This is a genomic window from Pseudoalteromonas rubra, from assembly GCF_004212645.1.
In the GTDB taxonomy this organism is placed as follows: Bacteria; Pseudomonadota; Gammaproteobacteria; order Enterobacterales; family Alteromonadaceae; genus Pseudoalteromonas; species Pseudoalteromonas rubra_G.
In genome coordinates this window covers 168793-185480 of sequence record NZ_PPUZ01000031.1, presented here as the reverse complement: position 1 = coordinate 185480, position 16688 = coordinate 168793, and the positions used below count along the sequence as shown (strand labels likewise).

The window sequence follows — 16688 nt, the reverse complement described above, 5'->3', positions numbered from 1 at the left end:
AATTACGCTCCTTTCTCGCTGCGTTCAGCGATGATGCCGGCGCTTTGCTCTTGCAAGATAAGCAGCAAGTTACGAGAGCGTGTGTTAAGCAGGGTGTATAGGAACACGGTTGGGATAGCAACCACCAGACCCAGCACTGTCGTAACAAGAGCAGTAGAAATACCACCTGCCATGAGTTTCGGGTCACCTGTACCAAACAGTGTAATTGCCTGGAAGGTATTGATCATACCGGTTACCGTACCCAGTAGACCAAGCAACGGGGCAACTACTGAAATAATCTTAATCAGAGTCAGGTTACGGGTAATTTTTGGCATCTCACGCAGGATTGCTTCACTTAACTTAAGCTCAAGTGTGTCATACGCCACATCCGGGTATTGCTCTTTAACTTTCATCACACGACCCAGCGGATTGTCTTCACGTGCAACAGAGTCTTTTAGCTGACGGTTGATCTTAGCACCCATAATCATCAGAGAAATAAAGCGCTCGATGGCAATTAACAGTGCAAGCAAACCTACGCCCAGGATGACATAACCTACGGCACCACCTTGCTCAACCTGCTCTTTGGTGTTTGGTGCCTGAACCAACAGACCCAGAATTGAGCCGCCTGTTGGGTCAAGTGCAAAGTCGACAATACCTGATTGCGCAGACTGAAGGTCAGCTGCACTTTGGGTGAAGCGTGCAGTAGGCTGACGCGTCAGCTCAGACAATGTGTTAGTTTCCGGGTTGTAAGACAGGTATTTACCATCAGCAATCAGGTTAAACGCACCAACACGCAAAACTTCTTTTTGCTCTTTGGCACCACCGGCAACAATTACATCTGAAGTATAGCGAGAGACTTTACCCTGCTCAGTCATTTCGCGTTGTAACTCAACCCAGACTTTTTCAATGTCTTCGATAGACGCAAGCTTAGTGCTTGAACCCATGCGCTGCGCCATATCATCCATAAACGCGCTGCGGTTTGGAATTTCGGCAGAGACCACAGACGTGCGGAATTTGTTACTTGAGTCTCCGGCAACCTGTTGCAGCACACCGAATAGCTCTTTTAGTGAACCCATGCGCTTAGACAGCGTATCGCTCAGGTTACCAAGTTTAATTTCATTTTCTTCAAACTGTGTTTCCAGGCGCTCTGAACGGTTTAGCTCTCCGTCACGGTTTGCAGTCAGTTCGCGCAGCATGCGAACCTGTTCGCTCTGTTGTGCCTTAAACTGCGCTTCGCGTTGTGCGTTTTGCGCGTTCTGGGCTGTTTGACCTTGCTCAAGTTGTTTTAACAGGGTATCCAGGTCCATTGCTTGCTCGGCTGCAAATGCTGAGCTCGACAATGCCAGTGTCGCTGCCATAACCGTTTTTAGGCTGAAAGATTTAAAAAAGTTCATTGTATACCTCTTATTCTGCAGCCTGAATTGGCAGAGTTAACATATCCGGGGCAAGTTGCTTACGGGCAATACGGATACCCTTGTTGATTTGACTGATGTTGGTGTCTGGCAGTGCAGTGAAAGACTTGCTCTCTTTGTTCCAGCTACCTGCTTTGCTGCCATCTTTAGTTACGTAAAGCAGTTCAAGACGTCCGATACGTAGCATATCGACTTCGCGCTCCTGACCATCAACGGTGAGCAGTGTGGAGTAAGCTTCGATAGTGCGACCGTATTCAACCTCTACCTGATAGGCTTCTAAAACACGGCGGAATTTTTCACTGGAAGACACATCAGCGCGGTCCATCATGGCCTGTAGCTTTGCGATACGCTCGGCGCGTTCATTTTTAAGAAATGGCACATCCAGGGCAACGAATTGCTCAAGACCGGTGATCATGCGCATCATCAGCGGCGTGATTTGACGCTCGATAACCGATACCTGATCCATCGATGCATTGATAGCAGCCATTTCTTCTAATTGATTTTTGATCTGCTTATCCAGCTGGCTGTTGTAAACAACCAAGCCATCGATTTCTTTATTCAGGGTTCTGAACTTTTGCAGACGTGACTGCATATCGTCTGCAATTGAGTTGATTTTGTTTTGAGATTGCAAAGCGGACTGGTTAATCGCCGAACTTGAATCAATGACCTTATCCAGATCGTTTGCCTGAGCATTAGCCGCTACTGCGACCATACCTGCTAATAGCAAGTGGTTAACGCACTTCATCGCATACACCTTTTAATATTTGCTTGTTGCTATATTGGAATTGCGTGCAGTCTAATGTGCCTAAATGACATCCATGTTGCGCTAAAAATACAGTTAGGTTACAGCTGTCATATATGATTCATGAAGGAGGTTTATTTAGTCTTGTGCAATAAATAAAAAAGGCTGCATAGACGCAGCCTTAGAAAGGGTTAGACCTTGAACTTGGCGAGCATATGTTCTAGTTCATCAAATTGCAATTTTAGTGTCTGGCATTCTTCCAGTGTTTTAGTCAGGCTGTCACTGCCCTCGACACACAGATCACTGATCCCATGAATGTCACTGTCGAGCGACTGGATCACCGCATTTTGTTCCTGCGTTGCACTGGCCACGGCATGGTTTACACCGTCGATAGAGTCGATTGCATGTGTCACTTCCTGCATTTTAGTCCCAGCGGACTGAGCCTGCTGCGCACTGTTACTGGAATCGTCGATGCTCGACTTCATCACCGCAACGGCGGATGCAGATCCCTGTTGCAATTCGCCAATGGTGTTTTCAATTTCCTGGGTCGATTCCTGTGTACGCTGGGCAAGCTGTCTCACCTCATCGGCCACCACGGCGAACCCGCGTCCGGCCTCACCGGCGCGCGCCGCTTCGATTGCCGCATTGAGCGCCAGCAGATTAGTTTGCTCACTGACCCCTTTAATCACTTCAAGCACCTGGCCAATACTTGAGGTCAGTTTATCCAGACCATCGATTGTTGACTGGGCTTCCTGCATCTTAGCACTCAAAGAGCCTATCTCTTCGATATTGGCATTCAGAGCAACCTGGCCCTGGCTGGACAAGCTGTTTGCCTCCGTCGCCAATTCCGAGGCGTGCTTGGCATTATTTGAAATCTCAACCGCGCTGGATGACAGCTCGTTAATGGCGGTTGCGACACTGTCGGTACGTTTGGTTTGTTCGGTATAAATGTCCAGGGCACCCTGGGTTTGCGATTGCAGCCCGGCCATAACCTGCTCCAGCGCCAGCGTGGTTTCCTTGACCTTAGAAATACTCTCGTGAATTTTGTCTACAAACAGGTTGAAGTAATTAGACAGCTCACCAAACTCATCGTTGTTTTCAACTTCCAGTCTGCGTGTTAAATCACCTTCTCCCTGGGCGATGTCTTTAATTGCCTCGTTCAAATGAACCATTGGCCGCATCAGGTATTTCAGTAGCAGCTGTAACATCACTACAATCACCACAACACCCACCAGCATGTAGATCAGGGCCATATTACGGAAAGAAGCCACTGAGCTGTAAGCAATCTCTTTGTCGATCACTACCCCTAGGTACCAGTCGACATTTTTTATACCGCGCATTTTGACAAAAGACACCAGTTTTTCTTTACCGTCTATCGTCAGGTCAGCGAATGACTCGGACAGCGGCAGTTTAGTACCGAACAAGTCTGACATAGGTTTATCGTTGAGCCCGGTATTTGGGTGGCTCAGGATCCGGCCCTCTGCATCCAGTAAAAAGCCATAACCGTAACCCAGAAAATCAATTTCGTTGACTATGTCTGTAATGGTCGCCATGTCTATGTCACCACCAGCAACGCCAGAGAAACGACCGTTCATCATGATAGGAACAACTGCGGTGATGGTCAGTTCGTTACTGGTGACATCAATATAGGGCGTAGTAAACGCAGTATCGCGTTTTCGCTCAGCGAGTTTATACCAGGGTCTCTGGGTGGCATCAAAATCACTGGGCAATACGACACTGGTATCGTTAAGAACAAACTGGCCGTCGGGCGTGCCAATAAAGGTATTCTTAAAATGCCCAGCCTCATGAGCCGTTTGTACTCGACGTAAAATATCCGCCGTGGCATCGCTCGTTCGATGGCCGCTGGCGACGGAGCTGACAATATCCAGCCTGTCGTTTAGCCAGTTAGCTATATTCTGCGACACCGACTCAGAGATTTCCTGCAATACCAGGGTCAGCTGAGCCTGAGTTTGCGAGCGCATCAGAATAAAATTATTCACGGTGAAAAGGGAAAGCACGATCACCAGCACCAATGAAGCGGCCAGTGTTATTTTAGTTGTAAATTTGAGCGCACTAAACATGGGGATCCTGTCTTAATTCTGCTAATACAAATTTGTTTTACCAAATCTTAACGAGTTTGTCTTACCTTATCGGCGAAACTTTTGCGGTCTTAAGCCAATTATACACTTGTTTTCACGATTTATTTTTTAACTGAATAGTTATTGGACAAGTGTCAACGTTAAAAAGAAAAAAGGCGGGATAATTCCCACCTTTGTTTTACACACAATGATCACCGCAAGCTGTATCTAACTCAATCTTCGTTCAGCTCAGCCTGGCTTTTGGTCGTTAACATTATATACGGAGCCTGCTACTGGTACTCAGACAAAGCCGGCGGCCTTGCTTTAAAGGCCTTGCCCCAATTCTTATTTGGTTTATCGCCCATCACATACCTCAGCTCCCCGCCCGACATAATGTCGTCATGAGTCAGATAACTGCGCTCAAGGACCTTGCCATTCAAAGTAACCGACTGGATATATTTGTTTGCATCGCTCAAACCAACCGCAGTGGTTGTAAACTGCTTACCATTTGCCAATTTCAACGTAACCTTGGGCGTTTGTGGCGCGCCAATGGCATACGCCAGGTCACCAGGGGCTACCGGATAAAAACCCATCGCAGAGAAGATATACCAGGCAGACATTTGCCCTACGTCGTCATTACCTGCCAGGCCGTCGGGTTTATCCGAGCTCAAGGTATCCATAATCTGGCGAATGCGTTGCTGGGTTTTCCACGGTTTACCGGCGTAGTTATACAAATATGCAATATGGTGACTGGGTTCATTACCATGGGCATAGTTACCTATCAAACCGGCGATGTCTTCATGCTCTTTGATCATTTCATGGGATAAAGGCGTATCAAACAAATCATCGAGACGCTGAGTGAATGCCTCATCTCCGCCCATTAAGGTAATGAGGCCGGCAACATCTTGCGGGACATAAAAACTGTATTGCATGGCATTACCTTCGGTGAAAGGCCCCATGTATTTAGCCTTAAACGGGTTAAAGTCTGGATCCCAACGTCCCTGGCTGTCACGACCGCGCATAAAGCCACTTTGCGGGTCAAAGACATTCTTATAACTCATTGCACGGGCATAATACTGCTTAGCCAGCTCACTTTTACCCATCGCCTCGAACATTCTGGCAATGGCAAAATCATCGTAGGCGTATTCAAGCGTGATAGACACAGACTCTGGTAACACATCCATTGGGACATAACCGAATTGCTTATATTCAGGGATCGCATCGTACACCGGGTTATTGGCCGTATTAATGATGGCTTCTACAGCCAGGTCAAGGTCGTAATCTCGGATCCCTTTAAGATAGGCATCCGCTATCACAGAGACGGCGTGATAGCCTATCATGGTCCAGGTCTCGTGCGCATGGAACGACCAGATGGGTAACATCTTTTCGTAACTTTGCTGATAGTGCACCAACATAGACTGGATCATGCCCGACACTCTGTCGGGGTCGATATAGGTCAGTAACGGATGCAGCGCCCGGTAAGTGTCCCACAGCGAGTACAAGGTATAATGCTCAAAGCCTTTACCATCGTGAATTTCACCATCAACACCGCGATATTGCCCATTGACGTCCTGATATAAACTGGGCGCCTGCAAGGCATGATACAGCGCCGTGTAAAACTGACGCTTTTCGGAGCGAGTGCCTTCAACATCTACTTTGTCCAGGTAAGATGCCCACTGGGAGCTTGCCGCTTCGCGTACCTTATTAAAGTCCCAGTGTGGTATTTCCGCGTGCAGGTTTTCCAATGCGTTACTGCGGCTAACGGCAGACAAGGCAACCTTAACTTGGAGAGGCTTGTTTTCAACATTGTCAAAACTGGCTACAAACTTTATCGCCTTACCTGCACTCATTTTTACGGCTTTGTTTTCTATGGTTGAGTGTTTTTCTTTACCCAGACAACCCATGCAACGATAGCGCATGTTATCTTCGTTGATAAAACGGTAACTGTCGATTGGCTGCGAAAATTCAATGGCAAAGTACATTTGACGATTACGTGCCCAGCCATTGGTTGCCCGGTATGCAAGCAGCGTAGTGTCGTTTATTTTGCGGATATCACTCCAGATGACTTTGTTTTCAAAGTTGTAAATCGCGCTGGTCAGATCAAACAGCACATGACCTTCGCCACCATTTTTAAATGTATACTGATGCATGCCTACACGCGGACTGGCTGTGAGCTCGGCCTTGATATTGTAGTCTTGTAGCTCTACTCCATAGTAGCCAGCTTCGGCCCATTCCTGATCGTGCGAGAATCGCGAGCGATAACCAGAGTCGGGATCTTTTGCCGTGCCCGGATTGGTTTTAACTTCCCCGCTGATGGGCATGATCAGCAGATCGCCAAGATCAGAGTGTCCGGTGCCGGAAAAGTGTGTATGAGAAAAACCGACTATGGTGGTATCGTCATAATGATAGCCTGCACAGCGCTTATAGATCTCTGGTTGTGGTGATACGCCGCGCATGGGGTTATCGGTATCCGGGCTCAGCTGGACCATGCCAAAGGGTACCACAGCCCCCGGGAAGGTGTGGCCGTCACCGCCAGTGCCTATAAATGGGTCGACCCACTGAGTGTTTGACGCGTTAGCCTCCCCCAGCGACGAGACAGATATTATAGTAGCCAGGGTTGCTACCGATATGATGCGATACATGCATCTCTCCTCTATACCTATTGTTATTATTTGGACCGTTCCAATCGATTCTATAGTACACTGCAAATGAATACGTATTCAATAGCAACAGGATAAGAAATAGTTAGCGAGTTACAAAGCTGCGAGGTTAATGGGGTTAACCGGACATAAAAAAGCCGGCGCTGAGGCCGGCTTGATAAAAGCGCGTTTAGCTATCGACTTTTTGCTGCCACTGCTTGTACAGAGACACCACATTCAGTCCATACCAGGCGATAAAGACATAACAGACCATAGGAACAATAAAGCTAATCTGGATCCCCGCACTGTCTGCAACCAGACCCTGTGCCAGCGGTACCAGTGCACCACCCACAATTGCCAGACATAACCAGCCAGACCCTTTACTGGTTAAAGAGCCCAGTCCTTCAATGGCGATTGAGAAAATGGTCGGGAACATGATTGAATTGAACAGGCCTACAGCAAGTACCGCGAACATAGCCAGTTTGCCATCTGTAGACATCGTCAGAAGCAACAGTGCAATAATGGCAATGGCATTGAACATCAGCGCTTTTGACGGAGCAATCTTTTGTAGTGCCGCAGAGCCAATAAACCGCCCTACCATAGCACCACCCCAGTAATATGAAATGTATTTGGCTGCGGTATGCTCTTCCATTCCGGCAATTGACGGATCGGCAAAATAGTTAACCAGGAAGCTGCCAATCGCAACTTCTGCGCCTACATAACAAAAGATAGCCGCAACACCCATCACCAGATGCGGAGCTTCGGTCAACTTGTGACCACGGGCTTTGCAATCCCCTTCTTCTGTATGTGCTTCGATGGTCGGCAGCTTTAAAAACGCAAATACCGCGGCAATCAGCAGCAAGGCACCGGCAAGTATCAGGTAAGGGACTTTAACGGAGTCTGCTGTTGCGTCAGTTGCCATACTGGCACCGGCACCAAATAACAACATGCCGCCCACCGCCGGTCCAACAGTTGTGCCCAATGAGTTTAGTGCCTGCGCCAGATTCAATCGGCTTGAGGCGGTTTTCTCTGGACCCAGTGCTGCAACATAGGGGTTTGCAGATACTTGTAGAACCGTAATACCTGACGCCAGTACAAACAGCGCGCTCAGGAATATCCAGTACTCATGGACCACCACGGCCGGATAAAACAGCATGCATCCTGCTGCTGCCACAACCAGGCCAGTCAGAACACCGTTTTTGTAACCAAAGCGCTTGAGGAATGCGCCGGCGGGTAAAGAAACGATAAAATAGGCGCTAAAAAAGCAAAACTGGATCAGCATAGCTTCGGTGTAACTGAGGTCAAACACCGCTTTCAGGCGCGGGATCAGTACATCGTTCAGTACGGTAATAAAGCCCCATAAAAAAAACAGGGTGGTCATGGCGGTCAGTGGCAACAAATAGTTGTTGTTTTTTGCATCTCCACTGGCTACATAACTTTGGTTAGTGTTAATTTCGCTCACTTGGATTACTCCGTGTTAAAGGATTCAGTGATTCTACACACTGTTACAGAAAAATCACAAATGTTTTATTGGACCGTTCCAATTTAATTTTGATGATGCTAGAGTAAGATTAAATGCAGGTATTGCCGGGTAAAGATACTCAGGCTAAATGACGACACACTGGATAGGTTATGTCTATAAACTTCAGAAACGATGACTTTTTACTTAAACATATCAACCACACCATGGGCTTTTACCATCCACGATGTGTTGATTCTGACGGCGGTTTCTTCCACTATTTTCTGGATGACGGCACTGTTTACAACCAGGATCATCGCCATCTGGTATCAAGTACCCGGTTTGTGTTCAATTATGCGATGGCTTATTTGCAAACGCGTAAGCCTGAATACCTCGAACTGGTTCACCATGGTCTGGACTTTCTTGAGCAAAGACACAAACAACCCAATGGTGGCTACGCGTGGGTTATCAGTAAAAATCAGGTTGAAGACAATACCAACCATTGTTACGGCCTTGCGTTTGTCCTGCTGGCCAACGCGATTGCGCTTAAGGCCGGTGTTGATTCAGCAGCTGAGACCATAGAGTCGGTATGGCGCTTACTGGAAGACAAATACTACCAAAGTGACTATCAGCTATACCTGGATGAGTACAATGGTGATTTTAGTGTCGCTGATCCTTACCGGGGGCAAAACGCCAATATGCATATGTGCGAAGCATTACTCATGTGTTTTGAAGCCACGCAGGATAATAAATTCCTTGAACGCGCACATGCGCTTGCCTTTACCATGACGGTACAACAGGCTGAATTAGCCAACGGCCTTGTCTGGGAGCACTATAGCGATAACTGGCAGATTGACTGGCACTATAACCAGGATAACCCCAAACACCTGTTTCGCCCATGGGGCTTTCAACCAGGTCATCAAACTGAGTGGAGTAAGCTGTTGCTGATCCTGTATCGGCACAAACCACAAAACTGGATGATCGAACGCGCCCGCTTCCTGTTTGATACAGCGCTTGAAACCGCCTGGGATGAGGCGCATGGCGGAATATGTTATGGCTTCGCGCCGGATAACAGCATTTGCGATTCAGATAAGTACTTCTGGGTTCAGGCAGAGAGTTTTGCCGCAGCGGCGCTACTGGCACTCACAACGGGTGAAAACCGTTACTGGCAGTGGTATGACAAAATATGGCAGTATTGCTGGGATCATATGATAGATCATGAACATGGTGCCTGGTACCGCATTTTAGATAAACGAAACCAGCCATACAGCAACGAAAAAAGCCCTGCCGGGAAAACCGATTATCATACAATGGGCGCCTGCTACGAAGTACTCAGAGCCCAGCAACTAGCACAGGAGGCATTATGAGCCTGGTTTGTTTTGGAGAAGCCCTGATAGATTTCCTGTCAGATGGAAAAACGCCTGAGTCTTTTACTAAATACGCAGGTGGCGCACCGGCCAATGTTGCCGTTGCCGCCGCGCGTCAGGGTATTGCAGCGAGTTTTTGCGGCATGGTCGGCGATGACATGTTCGGCCGCTTTATAAAACAAGAATTGCAATCCCATGGGGTTAATTGTGATTACGTAAGCACGACAGATAAAGCCAAAACGGCGCTGGCGTTCGTATCTTTAGATGCAAACGGCGAACGAAGTTTTAGTTTTTATCGCCCCCCTGCGGCTGATCTGCTGTTTCGTGCTGACGACTTTGATCCCAGCATGTTTGATACGCATACATTGATACATGTGTGCAGCAATAGCCTGACCGAAACCAACATCTATAAAACAACCGTCCATGCTTTAACTCAGGCACGCGCTCAGGGTATGAATACCAGCTTTGATATGAACCTGAGAGAAAACCTCTGGACATCCATGACACATTGCTCAAAGCGCATTTGGCATGTCATTTCCCTCTCAGACATTGTTAAGCTGTCACACGAGGAACTGGTATTTTTGAATGAGCAAAGTCATCCAGGTCAGCCTCAGTCCCATACCCTCGACGCCATCATGGCAGCCAATGTAAAGCTGCTGATCATCACCGATGGCAGGCAAGCTGTTCGCTTTTATGGGCAGACTTATCAGGGCGAGGTGCAAGTACCCGATGTAACCGCGGTAGATACAACCGCTGCGGGAGATGCGTTTGTAGGCGGATTACTGGCAACCTTTATCCGTTCAGACTTGCCTATCGACACCATATTGGCCGACCGAGACAGCGTATATCGCGCCATAGAATACGCCAGTCGCTGCGGCGCTTTTGCCGTAACACGCTACGGTGCATTTGATTCCTTGCCGAGTTACGAGGATATTGCTTAACAGGCTGTGAGAGCGGGTGCATGGATGCGCCTTTTCAGCAAGCCCACAGATAACGCGCCTTTAAATATGCGCCAAATATTCAACGTAAATGTAGTAAAACCCGGGCGAGCAAATCGCCAGACCAAGCAGATAAAGTTTAAAAAAACCATCCCGCTGTGCACTGAGTTGCGACACCACAGACACTGAGCTCTCATCCTGGGCTGGTGACGTTTTTGGCCGATAACGGCGGTAAGCCTTCATTACGCCCCACCCTATTGTAAAAGGACCCAGGATCAGCAAAAAGAAGAACCCAACGGCATACCAGGTTTCAGGGGCAACTCTGTCCATCCTTTACTCTCTCAAATAAACAATCAAAATACTGGTGTAGTAACACCTGCTTACATCTAAGTATTTGATTTAATGCTAAACACTTATGCTAAGCTAAGCCTAACACAGTAAAAGAATAAGAAAAGACGCGTTTTATGAACAAACCTTATCTCGCTCTGCCTTTCGTCACTTGCCTGAGTGCCTGCACGGCCAATCAGGTTGAAGTGACTCAGTCAGACCAGACGGTGGTAAAATACAAAACATCTCAGGGCTACACAGACCGTTTTGCCAACCTCTATAAACAGCCTGAGCACTACCCTTACACTTGTGAACAGGACTGTTACCCGCCTACGCCATTAATTGAATGCCGCGAAAACATGGAGCAATGTCGTTACATAGGCGAGCGCCCCGACATCAACAGCTCACTGGGCTTTAACGTAAAATGGCTTGGCCACGCTAGCTTTTTGCTTACCATGCCTGACGGACAGCAAGTGCTGGTTGACCCGGTAAGTGAGCAGTTTGACTGGCCGGTTGACCTGGGTTTTAAATGGACCGGCGGCTTTTATCGGACTGAGCCTCTGTGGCCCGCAGATCAGGAGCTCAACAAGCTAACCTCGGTCGTGTATTCACATATACACTACGACCATTTCAATAAAGCAGATATCGATACCTTAGGCACCGAGCCAACTTATTATACGCCGCTGGGGTTTGCCGACTACTTTGCCAGCGGCGGCTATAAGATCAATGAAATGGCCTGGTATGCCAGCGCACAACAAGAACAGCTTAACATTCATTTTGTACCGGCTCATCATTTCAGCAGCCGGATCGTTGTCCCCTACTTAACAGAAGACAATGACGCGACGCTTTGGGGTGGCTGGATATTTGAGTACCAGGGCAAGACCTTATTTTATGCGGGTGATACGGGTTACTCCCCCCACTTCAAAGACATACAACAGAAGTACGGCGATATTGACGTTTGCCTGCTGCCCATCGCCTCTTATCACCATGAGGAGTATGGCAACTGGTATCGCAATGTTCACCTCACACCTGAAGACATGCTGGTGGCGGCCGAAGACCTTAACTGTCAGCAAGTAGTGCCGTGGGGATATGGCAATATGAGCTGGAAAATGGGCGATTTAACGTCGCATTCAGCGCTGTTTAGGCTGCTTCATGTTAAACAAACACTGGCACCCCAGCGACCCATTTACGTACTTAACGAAGGAGAGAGCGTCACCTTCTGAGTTTAAGCCGTCTGGTATCAATCAACATCATGTTCAGGCCAGGTGACAATGTGATCTTCAAAGTCGTTCTCGAGATCGACATCCTGTTCGCTGACGGCCTTACCCAGAATACTGATCCCGGCGTCATGCATAGGCTGCTTAGAGCCTTCATGACGTAACGGGTGCCAGCTGGCCAGTCCACGGCCTTCATGTAAGCGGCGATAACTGCAAGATTGCGGCATAAAAAAGATGTCTTTGAGGTTGTCCTTGGTGAGCTGGACGCACGATGGCACCAGTGTTTGGCGCTCCGAATATCGGGTGCAGGCACAGGTGTTTGCGTCGCTGTATTGACACACCACGTCGGTATACAACAATTCTTCGCCCTCACGCAGTACGTCGGTGCTACTAAATTGTTCTTCCTCATCTTCGTCTGAATCTATAAAGGAGTGCAGACAACATTTACCACAGCCGTCACAGATAGCTTCCCACTCCTGTTGGTTCATTTCTTCAAGTGATTTTTCAATCCAAAAAGGAGTTGTGCTCATAACGCCAGTCTGCCACATAGATAAGGGGCGCAGATTGTACTAAAAGAAACAGACCAGCGCAAAGCTGGCCTGTTATCTGTGGGGTGTTACTTTTGAGATTCGACCCAGCGCTCTATCTTGTCCTGCAACACAGGCATTGGCAAAGCACCGTCAATAAGTACCTGATTATGGAATGCGCGAATATCAAACTTTGCGCCAAGTTTTTGTTCGGCGTATTCTCGCAGTTGGCGGATCTTAAACTGGCCCACTTTATAGGATACCGCCTGGCCTGGCCATGCAATATAGCGCTCAACTTCGGCTTCCACATCGCTCTTGGCCATCGACGAGTTATCCAGCATAAAGGCGATCGCCTGCTCACGCGTCCAGCCTTTAGCATGCAAGCCGGTATCTACGACCAGTCGCATTGCTCTTAGCTGCTCATCAGCCAAACGGCCGTACCATTGATACGGATCGGTGAACAAACCCAGCTCTTTACCCAGACTTTCTGCATACAATGCCCAGCCTTCAACAAACACGGTCGAGCCGCCAAACTTACGAAAATCAGGCAGGTCGTCAATTTCCTGTTGCAAGGCGAGCTGGAAATGGTGCCCGGGCGCGGCCTCATGGATTGATAGTGTCTCAACAATAAACTTTGGCTGAGCCTTCAGGTTATGACTATTGATGTAGAAAACACCGGGACGAGAACCATCCGGCGCCGGGCTTTCATAGGATGCCCCGGCCGCCGATGCCGCACGAAACGCTTCTACAGGTTTTACGATATAATCCGCCTTGGGTTTAATATCAAATAACAAAGGCACGCGTGCATCAATTTTCTTTTTCACCTCTTCATAGGCCTGGATCAATTCAGCCTCTGAAGAAAAATAAAACTCTTCGCTGTCACGTAAGTGATCAAAAAATGCCTGGAGATCGCCTTCAAAGCCGACTTGCTCCTTAACATTGCTCATTTCATTGCGAATACGCTGTACTTCGCTCAGACCCAGCTGGTGAATTTCTGTTGCGCTCAAGTCCAGCGTAGTATTTTCTTTAATGTAATGCTGATACCAGGCCTCACCGTTAGGCAATGCACTGTAGCCAACCGTGGCTCTGGACGCAGGCAGGTAGATTGTTTCCAAAAAGCTTACCATGTCGCGGTACGCCGGAACCAAAGTGCGTTCGATATAATGCTTATAGGACTGGGTGATTTGACGCTTTTCTTCGTGTGAGAAAGTCTCGGGCAAATTTTTAATCGGTCCCCAGAATATGGAGTCTTCTGCTTTTTCAACGACGTGTGTTTTAAACTGAGGAATGACCTTCACGGTGAGCGCACGTGGTAACACTACCCCACGCTCAATGCCCTGCGTCATCATAGTTTGCGCCGATTTCAGCCAGACCACAAAGCCGTCGGCGCGTTTCAGAAAGTTGCTGTAATCCTCAACTGTTTTAAACGGCTGTGCACCTTCGCCAGAACCAAGTGACGCAAAAATATGATGTGAGCCATACAACTGATCAATCGGCAAAAACTGATCATCAAACTGCTCAGCCGCTTTGCTTTGCAGCAGTTCATAGTGAAGAATGTCGTAAGACAGTTTAGCCTGGCCGGTTAGCTTACTACTATCGAGCGCTTCGAGGCGCGCCAGATAACGGTCGGTAAAGGCGCGAGACTGTGCAAGGCTGGCTTCTCCGAGTGGTGGTTCGAACTTGTCATTGTACTCAGACATACCGAAAAAGGTTGCAGATAGCGGGCTGAGCGCAATGCTCTCATCGAAGTAAGACTGCGCAAGTGCCATCATCTGAGCGTTGGCATCTTTGCGTTCCACACTCTGCTGCTGGGGCTGCATATTGACAGAAGTCACTTCACATCCTGTCAGTGCCAAACCAACAACGAGCGCTACCAGGGTTTTTCTTATCATGTCTGTAACCTTATTCTTTATATAAATCGCAGCGCAGTCTGCCAGACATCAAACAGATTACAACTCTTTTCTACGCCAGGGCGACATCGACCTCGGACGTTGGCAAAATAATTTCGATGCATAATCCGCCCAGCAGACTGTTATGTGACTCGATTTTCCCACCATGACATTCGACTATTTTCTTGCATACCGCCAGGCCCATGCCTTTGCCACCACTTAAGGAACTGCGTGACGCTTCTTCGCGAAACAGTGGCTGAAATAGCTGCCTGTGAGCATCGTATGACAGCGGCATACCTGAATCTTCGATGCGCAGCACCAGATGTTGCTCGGTGACCTGCGCACTCATTTTTATGTCCACGCCGTCTCCACCATATTTCAGGGCATTCTTGACGACCTCTAAAATCGCGTTACCAATAGAGCGCCTGTCAAACTGCATAGTAAAATGAGGATCGAGCCGGTTCGTGATTTCAAGCCGGGCTTTTTTAGGGTCCACATAGGTCATGCAGGTCTGAAACGTTTCGTTGATAAAGTGTGCAACTTTTATATCTTCTTTATTCAGAATGTTTGCCACATCTTTGTCTGTAGTCACCAGCATTAGCTGGTCGATAAACTTATGCAGCTCGTCAATTTTCGCCATTAACTTGGCATAGGAATCTTCGACGTTTTCGACAATATTGTATTGCAACGACTCGACCTGGATCTTCATCACGGTCAGCGGTGTACGCAATTCATGAGACAAATCGGTGAACAGCTGCTCTTCTTTTGCCTTAAGCTGGTTTACCTGCTCGTTCACAACCTGCCTTTCACTGACTACGGTGCGATTGAGCGCATTAACCTGCTGCTCCAGATGTCGCACTAACTGTCCCTGCAAGGATTTATGTTGCAGCGCTAACGCTACTGTGAACAACAGCACTTCAATTAGATAACCAACCTTAATAAAAGAGGTGATCTGAAACAAATCAATCAGGTTGCCATAACTGGCCCCAACTATGGTCAATAAGTTCAGAAACACCAGGTGATTAATCAGGCTGTAGGTAAAGGTGCGCATCCCCGGCCCTTTTTGTCTGAAACTCCATAAACAGGTGTAGACAAATAAGGGGATAATGAAGGTACTGGCCAATAGATTATAATAAACACTTTGCAGATACAGGGCGGTAGGCACGAGCAAAATGTACAGCCACGTCGCACCAACATAGAAAGTGTTTAGCGTTGGATGATAGTGTTTTAACTGCAAAAAACCGCGTACAAACAAAAGATGAAATATCGGCACAATGGCCATCAGCGCAATTGAAAACTGGCCACTGAAAAAACCGTGATTTGGCCAAAAATACTGGAAAGTAAACCCGGCCATATCAATCACGATAAGTAAAAACAGGAAAGTCCACAAGGCATAAAACACGTTTGTGGTGTTACGGTTAAAGGCCAGGTTTACTATGACAATCAGCAAGATGGCGGCAACAACCCCGGCGAGGCTGGCATTAGTCAGTATACTTATCTGCGACGTTGACAGATAATGGGCTTGAGAGTGTAAGCGCAGATTGGCTGGTGCGTTGGCAAAGGTCTGAAATTCAATCAAGTACTCACTGTGGCCCGGCTTAATAGCAAGGGGCAGATACATTTGTGGATCCTGGATCGGCCGCTGCTCAAAGCGTGCCGCAGCATCTTGGGTGTGTATTTGCTTGAACCTGCCGTCCTCAAGTACATAAACGGCAAGCTTCGGCAATCTGGCAAAGCCGAACGACATGACCCAGTCGGTCGTGTTACTGCGGTTATCTAACTTTAGCCAGGCCCATTTAGAGTACAACGCATGCTGTGGCCGTTTTTCTACCTCGTTCAGCGCACTAAAATGCTGAGCAAACCTGAGCACGTCGTCAGCCTCTTTTATCTGTTTATCATAATCATAAAAGAAGCTGGCATCACGCAAAGTGAGCTCAGTCGTACTGTCACCTAAGAGGATCCTTTGCTGCTGGGCAGCCAAAGCGGCATGACCCGTGAGCAACAAACACCCCATTAAAAGCAATAAGATAAAGCGCATGAACAAGACTCGGTAACCATTTGTAACTATCATAGGTCTTAATCGTGTATGAAATGTGGAGTCCGGACGAAATTAC

At 47.9% G+C, this 16688-nt stretch carries 12 protein-coding genes; 3 read left to right on the top strand and 9 right to left on the bottom strand.

Annotated elements, in window-relative coordinates; all coding sequences use genetic code 11:
- Positions 1–2: 2 nt before the first annotated feature.
- From C3B51_RS11590 to C3B51_RS11570, 5 genes are all read right to left on the bottom strand, one after another.
- Positions 3–1337, bottom strand: coding sequence for a MotA/TolQ/ExbB proton channel family protein (locus C3B51_RS11590; RefSeq protein ID WP_428838745.1), 1335 nt, complete (start codon positions 1335–1337; stop codon positions 3–5).
- A 46-nt stretch (positions 1338–1383) separates the two neighbouring features.
- Positions 1384–2136 carry a DUF3450 domain-containing protein gene (locus tag C3B51_RS11585; protein WP_125718053.1) on the bottom strand — a complete coding sequence of 251 codons (753 nt, stop codon included), beginning with the start codon at positions 2134–2136 and terminating at the stop codon, positions 1384–1386.
- Positions 2137–2324: 188 nt separating this feature from the next.
- On the bottom strand, positions 2325–4214 hold the full coding sequence (locus tag C3B51_RS11580) for a methyl-accepting chemotaxis protein (protein ID WP_130245144.1): 1890 nt from the start codon (positions 4212–4214) through the stop codon (positions 2325–2327).
- Between the two features lie 287 nt (positions 4215–4501).
- Complete coding sequence (locus C3B51_RS11575; protein WP_130245143.1) at positions 4502–6853, bottom strand: GH92 family glycosyl hydrolase; 2352 nt, start codon at positions 6851–6853, stop codon at positions 4502–4504.
- Positions 6854–7040: 187 nt separating this feature from the next.
- Positions 7041–8312, bottom strand: coding sequence for a sugar MFS transporter (locus tag C3B51_RS11570; protein ID WP_125718059.1), 1272 nt, complete (start codon positions 8310–8312; stop codon positions 7041–7043).
- 170 nt (positions 8313–8482) lie between these two features.
- On the opposite strand from C3B51_RS11570, the gene C3B51_RS11565 reads away from it, so the two are divergent.
- The gene (locus tag C3B51_RS11565; RefSeq protein WP_130245142.1) at positions 8483–9676 is read left to right on the top strand and encodes an AGE family epimerase/isomerase; all 1194 of its coding nucleotides are present in this window, start codon (positions 8483–8485) and stop codon (positions 9674–9676) included.
- Positions 9673–10617, top strand: coding sequence for a carbohydrate kinase family protein (locus C3B51_RS11560; protein ID WP_130245141.1), 945 nt, complete (start codon positions 9673–9675; stop codon positions 10615–10617). Before C3B51_RS11565 ends, C3B51_RS11560 begins: the two co-directional genes overlap by 4 nt.
- Before the next feature lie 60 nt (positions 10618–10677).
- Here the strand turns inward: C3B51_RS11560 and C3B51_RS11555 are convergent, their stop codons facing one another.
- Entirely contained in the window at positions 10678–10944 is a 267-nt protein-coding gene (locus C3B51_RS11555) for a hypothetical protein (RefSeq protein WP_125718065.1), read from the bottom strand.
- A 134-nt stretch (positions 10945–11078) separates the two neighbouring features.
- Here C3B51_RS11555 and C3B51_RS11550 point away from each other — a divergent pair, with 134 nt between their 5' ends.
- Entirely contained in the window at positions 11079–12164 is a 1086-nt protein-coding gene (locus C3B51_RS11550) for an MBL fold metallo-hydrolase (RefSeq protein ID WP_130245140.1), read from the top strand.
- Between the two features lie 17 nt (positions 12165–12181).
- Here C3B51_RS11550 and C3B51_RS11545 read toward each other — a convergent pair whose 3' ends face one another.
- The 3 genes from C3B51_RS11545 to C3B51_RS11535 form a co-directional block, all read right to left on the bottom strand.
- Complete coding sequence (locus C3B51_RS11545) at positions 12182–12688, bottom strand: YcgN family cysteine cluster protein (protein WP_125718069.1); 507 nt, start codon at positions 12686–12688, stop codon at positions 12182–12184.
- A gap of 86 nt (positions 12689–12774) precedes the next feature.
- Positions 12775–14577: a DUF885 domain-containing protein gene (locus tag C3B51_RS11540; RefSeq protein WP_130245139.1), complete on the bottom strand. Its 1803-nt coding sequence runs from the start codon at positions 14575–14577 to the stop codon at positions 12775–12777.
- A 70-nt stretch (positions 14578–14647) separates the two neighbouring features.
- The gene (locus C3B51_RS11535; protein WP_240701893.1) at positions 14648–16645 is read right to left on the bottom strand and encodes a sensor histidine kinase; all 1998 of its coding nucleotides are present in this window, start codon (positions 16643–16645) and stop codon (positions 14648–14650) included.
- Positions 16646–16688 lie beyond the last annotated feature (43 nt).

Bases quoted from the DNA above. Each gene is read 5' to 3' on its own strand.
- C3B51_RS11590 (WP_428838745.1), bottom strand. From the start codon at position 1,337: ATGGCAGCGACACTGGCATTGTCGAGCTCAGCATTTGCAGCCGAGCAA.
- C3B51_RS11585 (WP_125718053.1), bottom strand. From the start codon at position 2,136: ATGAAGTGCGTTAACCACTTGCTATTAGCAGGTATGGTCGCAGTAGCG.
- C3B51_RS11580 (WP_130245144.1), bottom strand. From the start codon at position 4,214: ATGTTTAGTGCGCTCAAATTTACAACTAAAATAACACTGGCCGCTTCA.
- C3B51_RS11575 (WP_130245143.1), bottom strand. From the start codon at position 6,853: ATGTATCGCATCATATCGGTAGCAACCCTGGCTACTATAATATCTGTC.
- C3B51_RS11565 (WP_130245142.1), top strand. From the start codon at position 8,483: ATGTCTATAAACTTCAGAAACGATGACTTTTTACTTAAACATATCAAC.
- C3B51_RS11560 (WP_130245141.1), top strand. From the start codon at position 9,673: ATGAGCCTGGTTTGTTTTGGAGAAGCCCTGATAGATTTCCTGTCAGAT.
- C3B51_RS11555 (WP_125718065.1), bottom strand. From the start codon at position 10,944: ATGGACAGAGTTGCCCCTGAAACCTGGTATGCCGTTGGGTTCTTCTTT.
- C3B51_RS11550 (WP_130245140.1), top strand. From the start codon at position 11,079: ATGAACAAACCTTATCTCGCTCTGCCTTTCGTCACTTGCCTGAGTGCC.
- C3B51_RS11545 (WP_125718069.1), bottom strand. From the start codon at position 12,688: ATGAGCACAACTCCTTTTTGGATTGAAAAATCACTTGAAGAAATGAAC.
- C3B51_RS11540 (WP_130245139.1), bottom strand. From the start codon at position 14,577: ATGATAAGAAAAACCCTGGTAGCGCTCGTTGTTGGTTTGGCACTGACA.
- C3B51_RS11535 (WP_240701893.1), bottom strand. From the start codon at position 16,645: ATGATAGTTACAAATGGTTACCGAGTCTTGTTCATGCGCTTTATCTTA.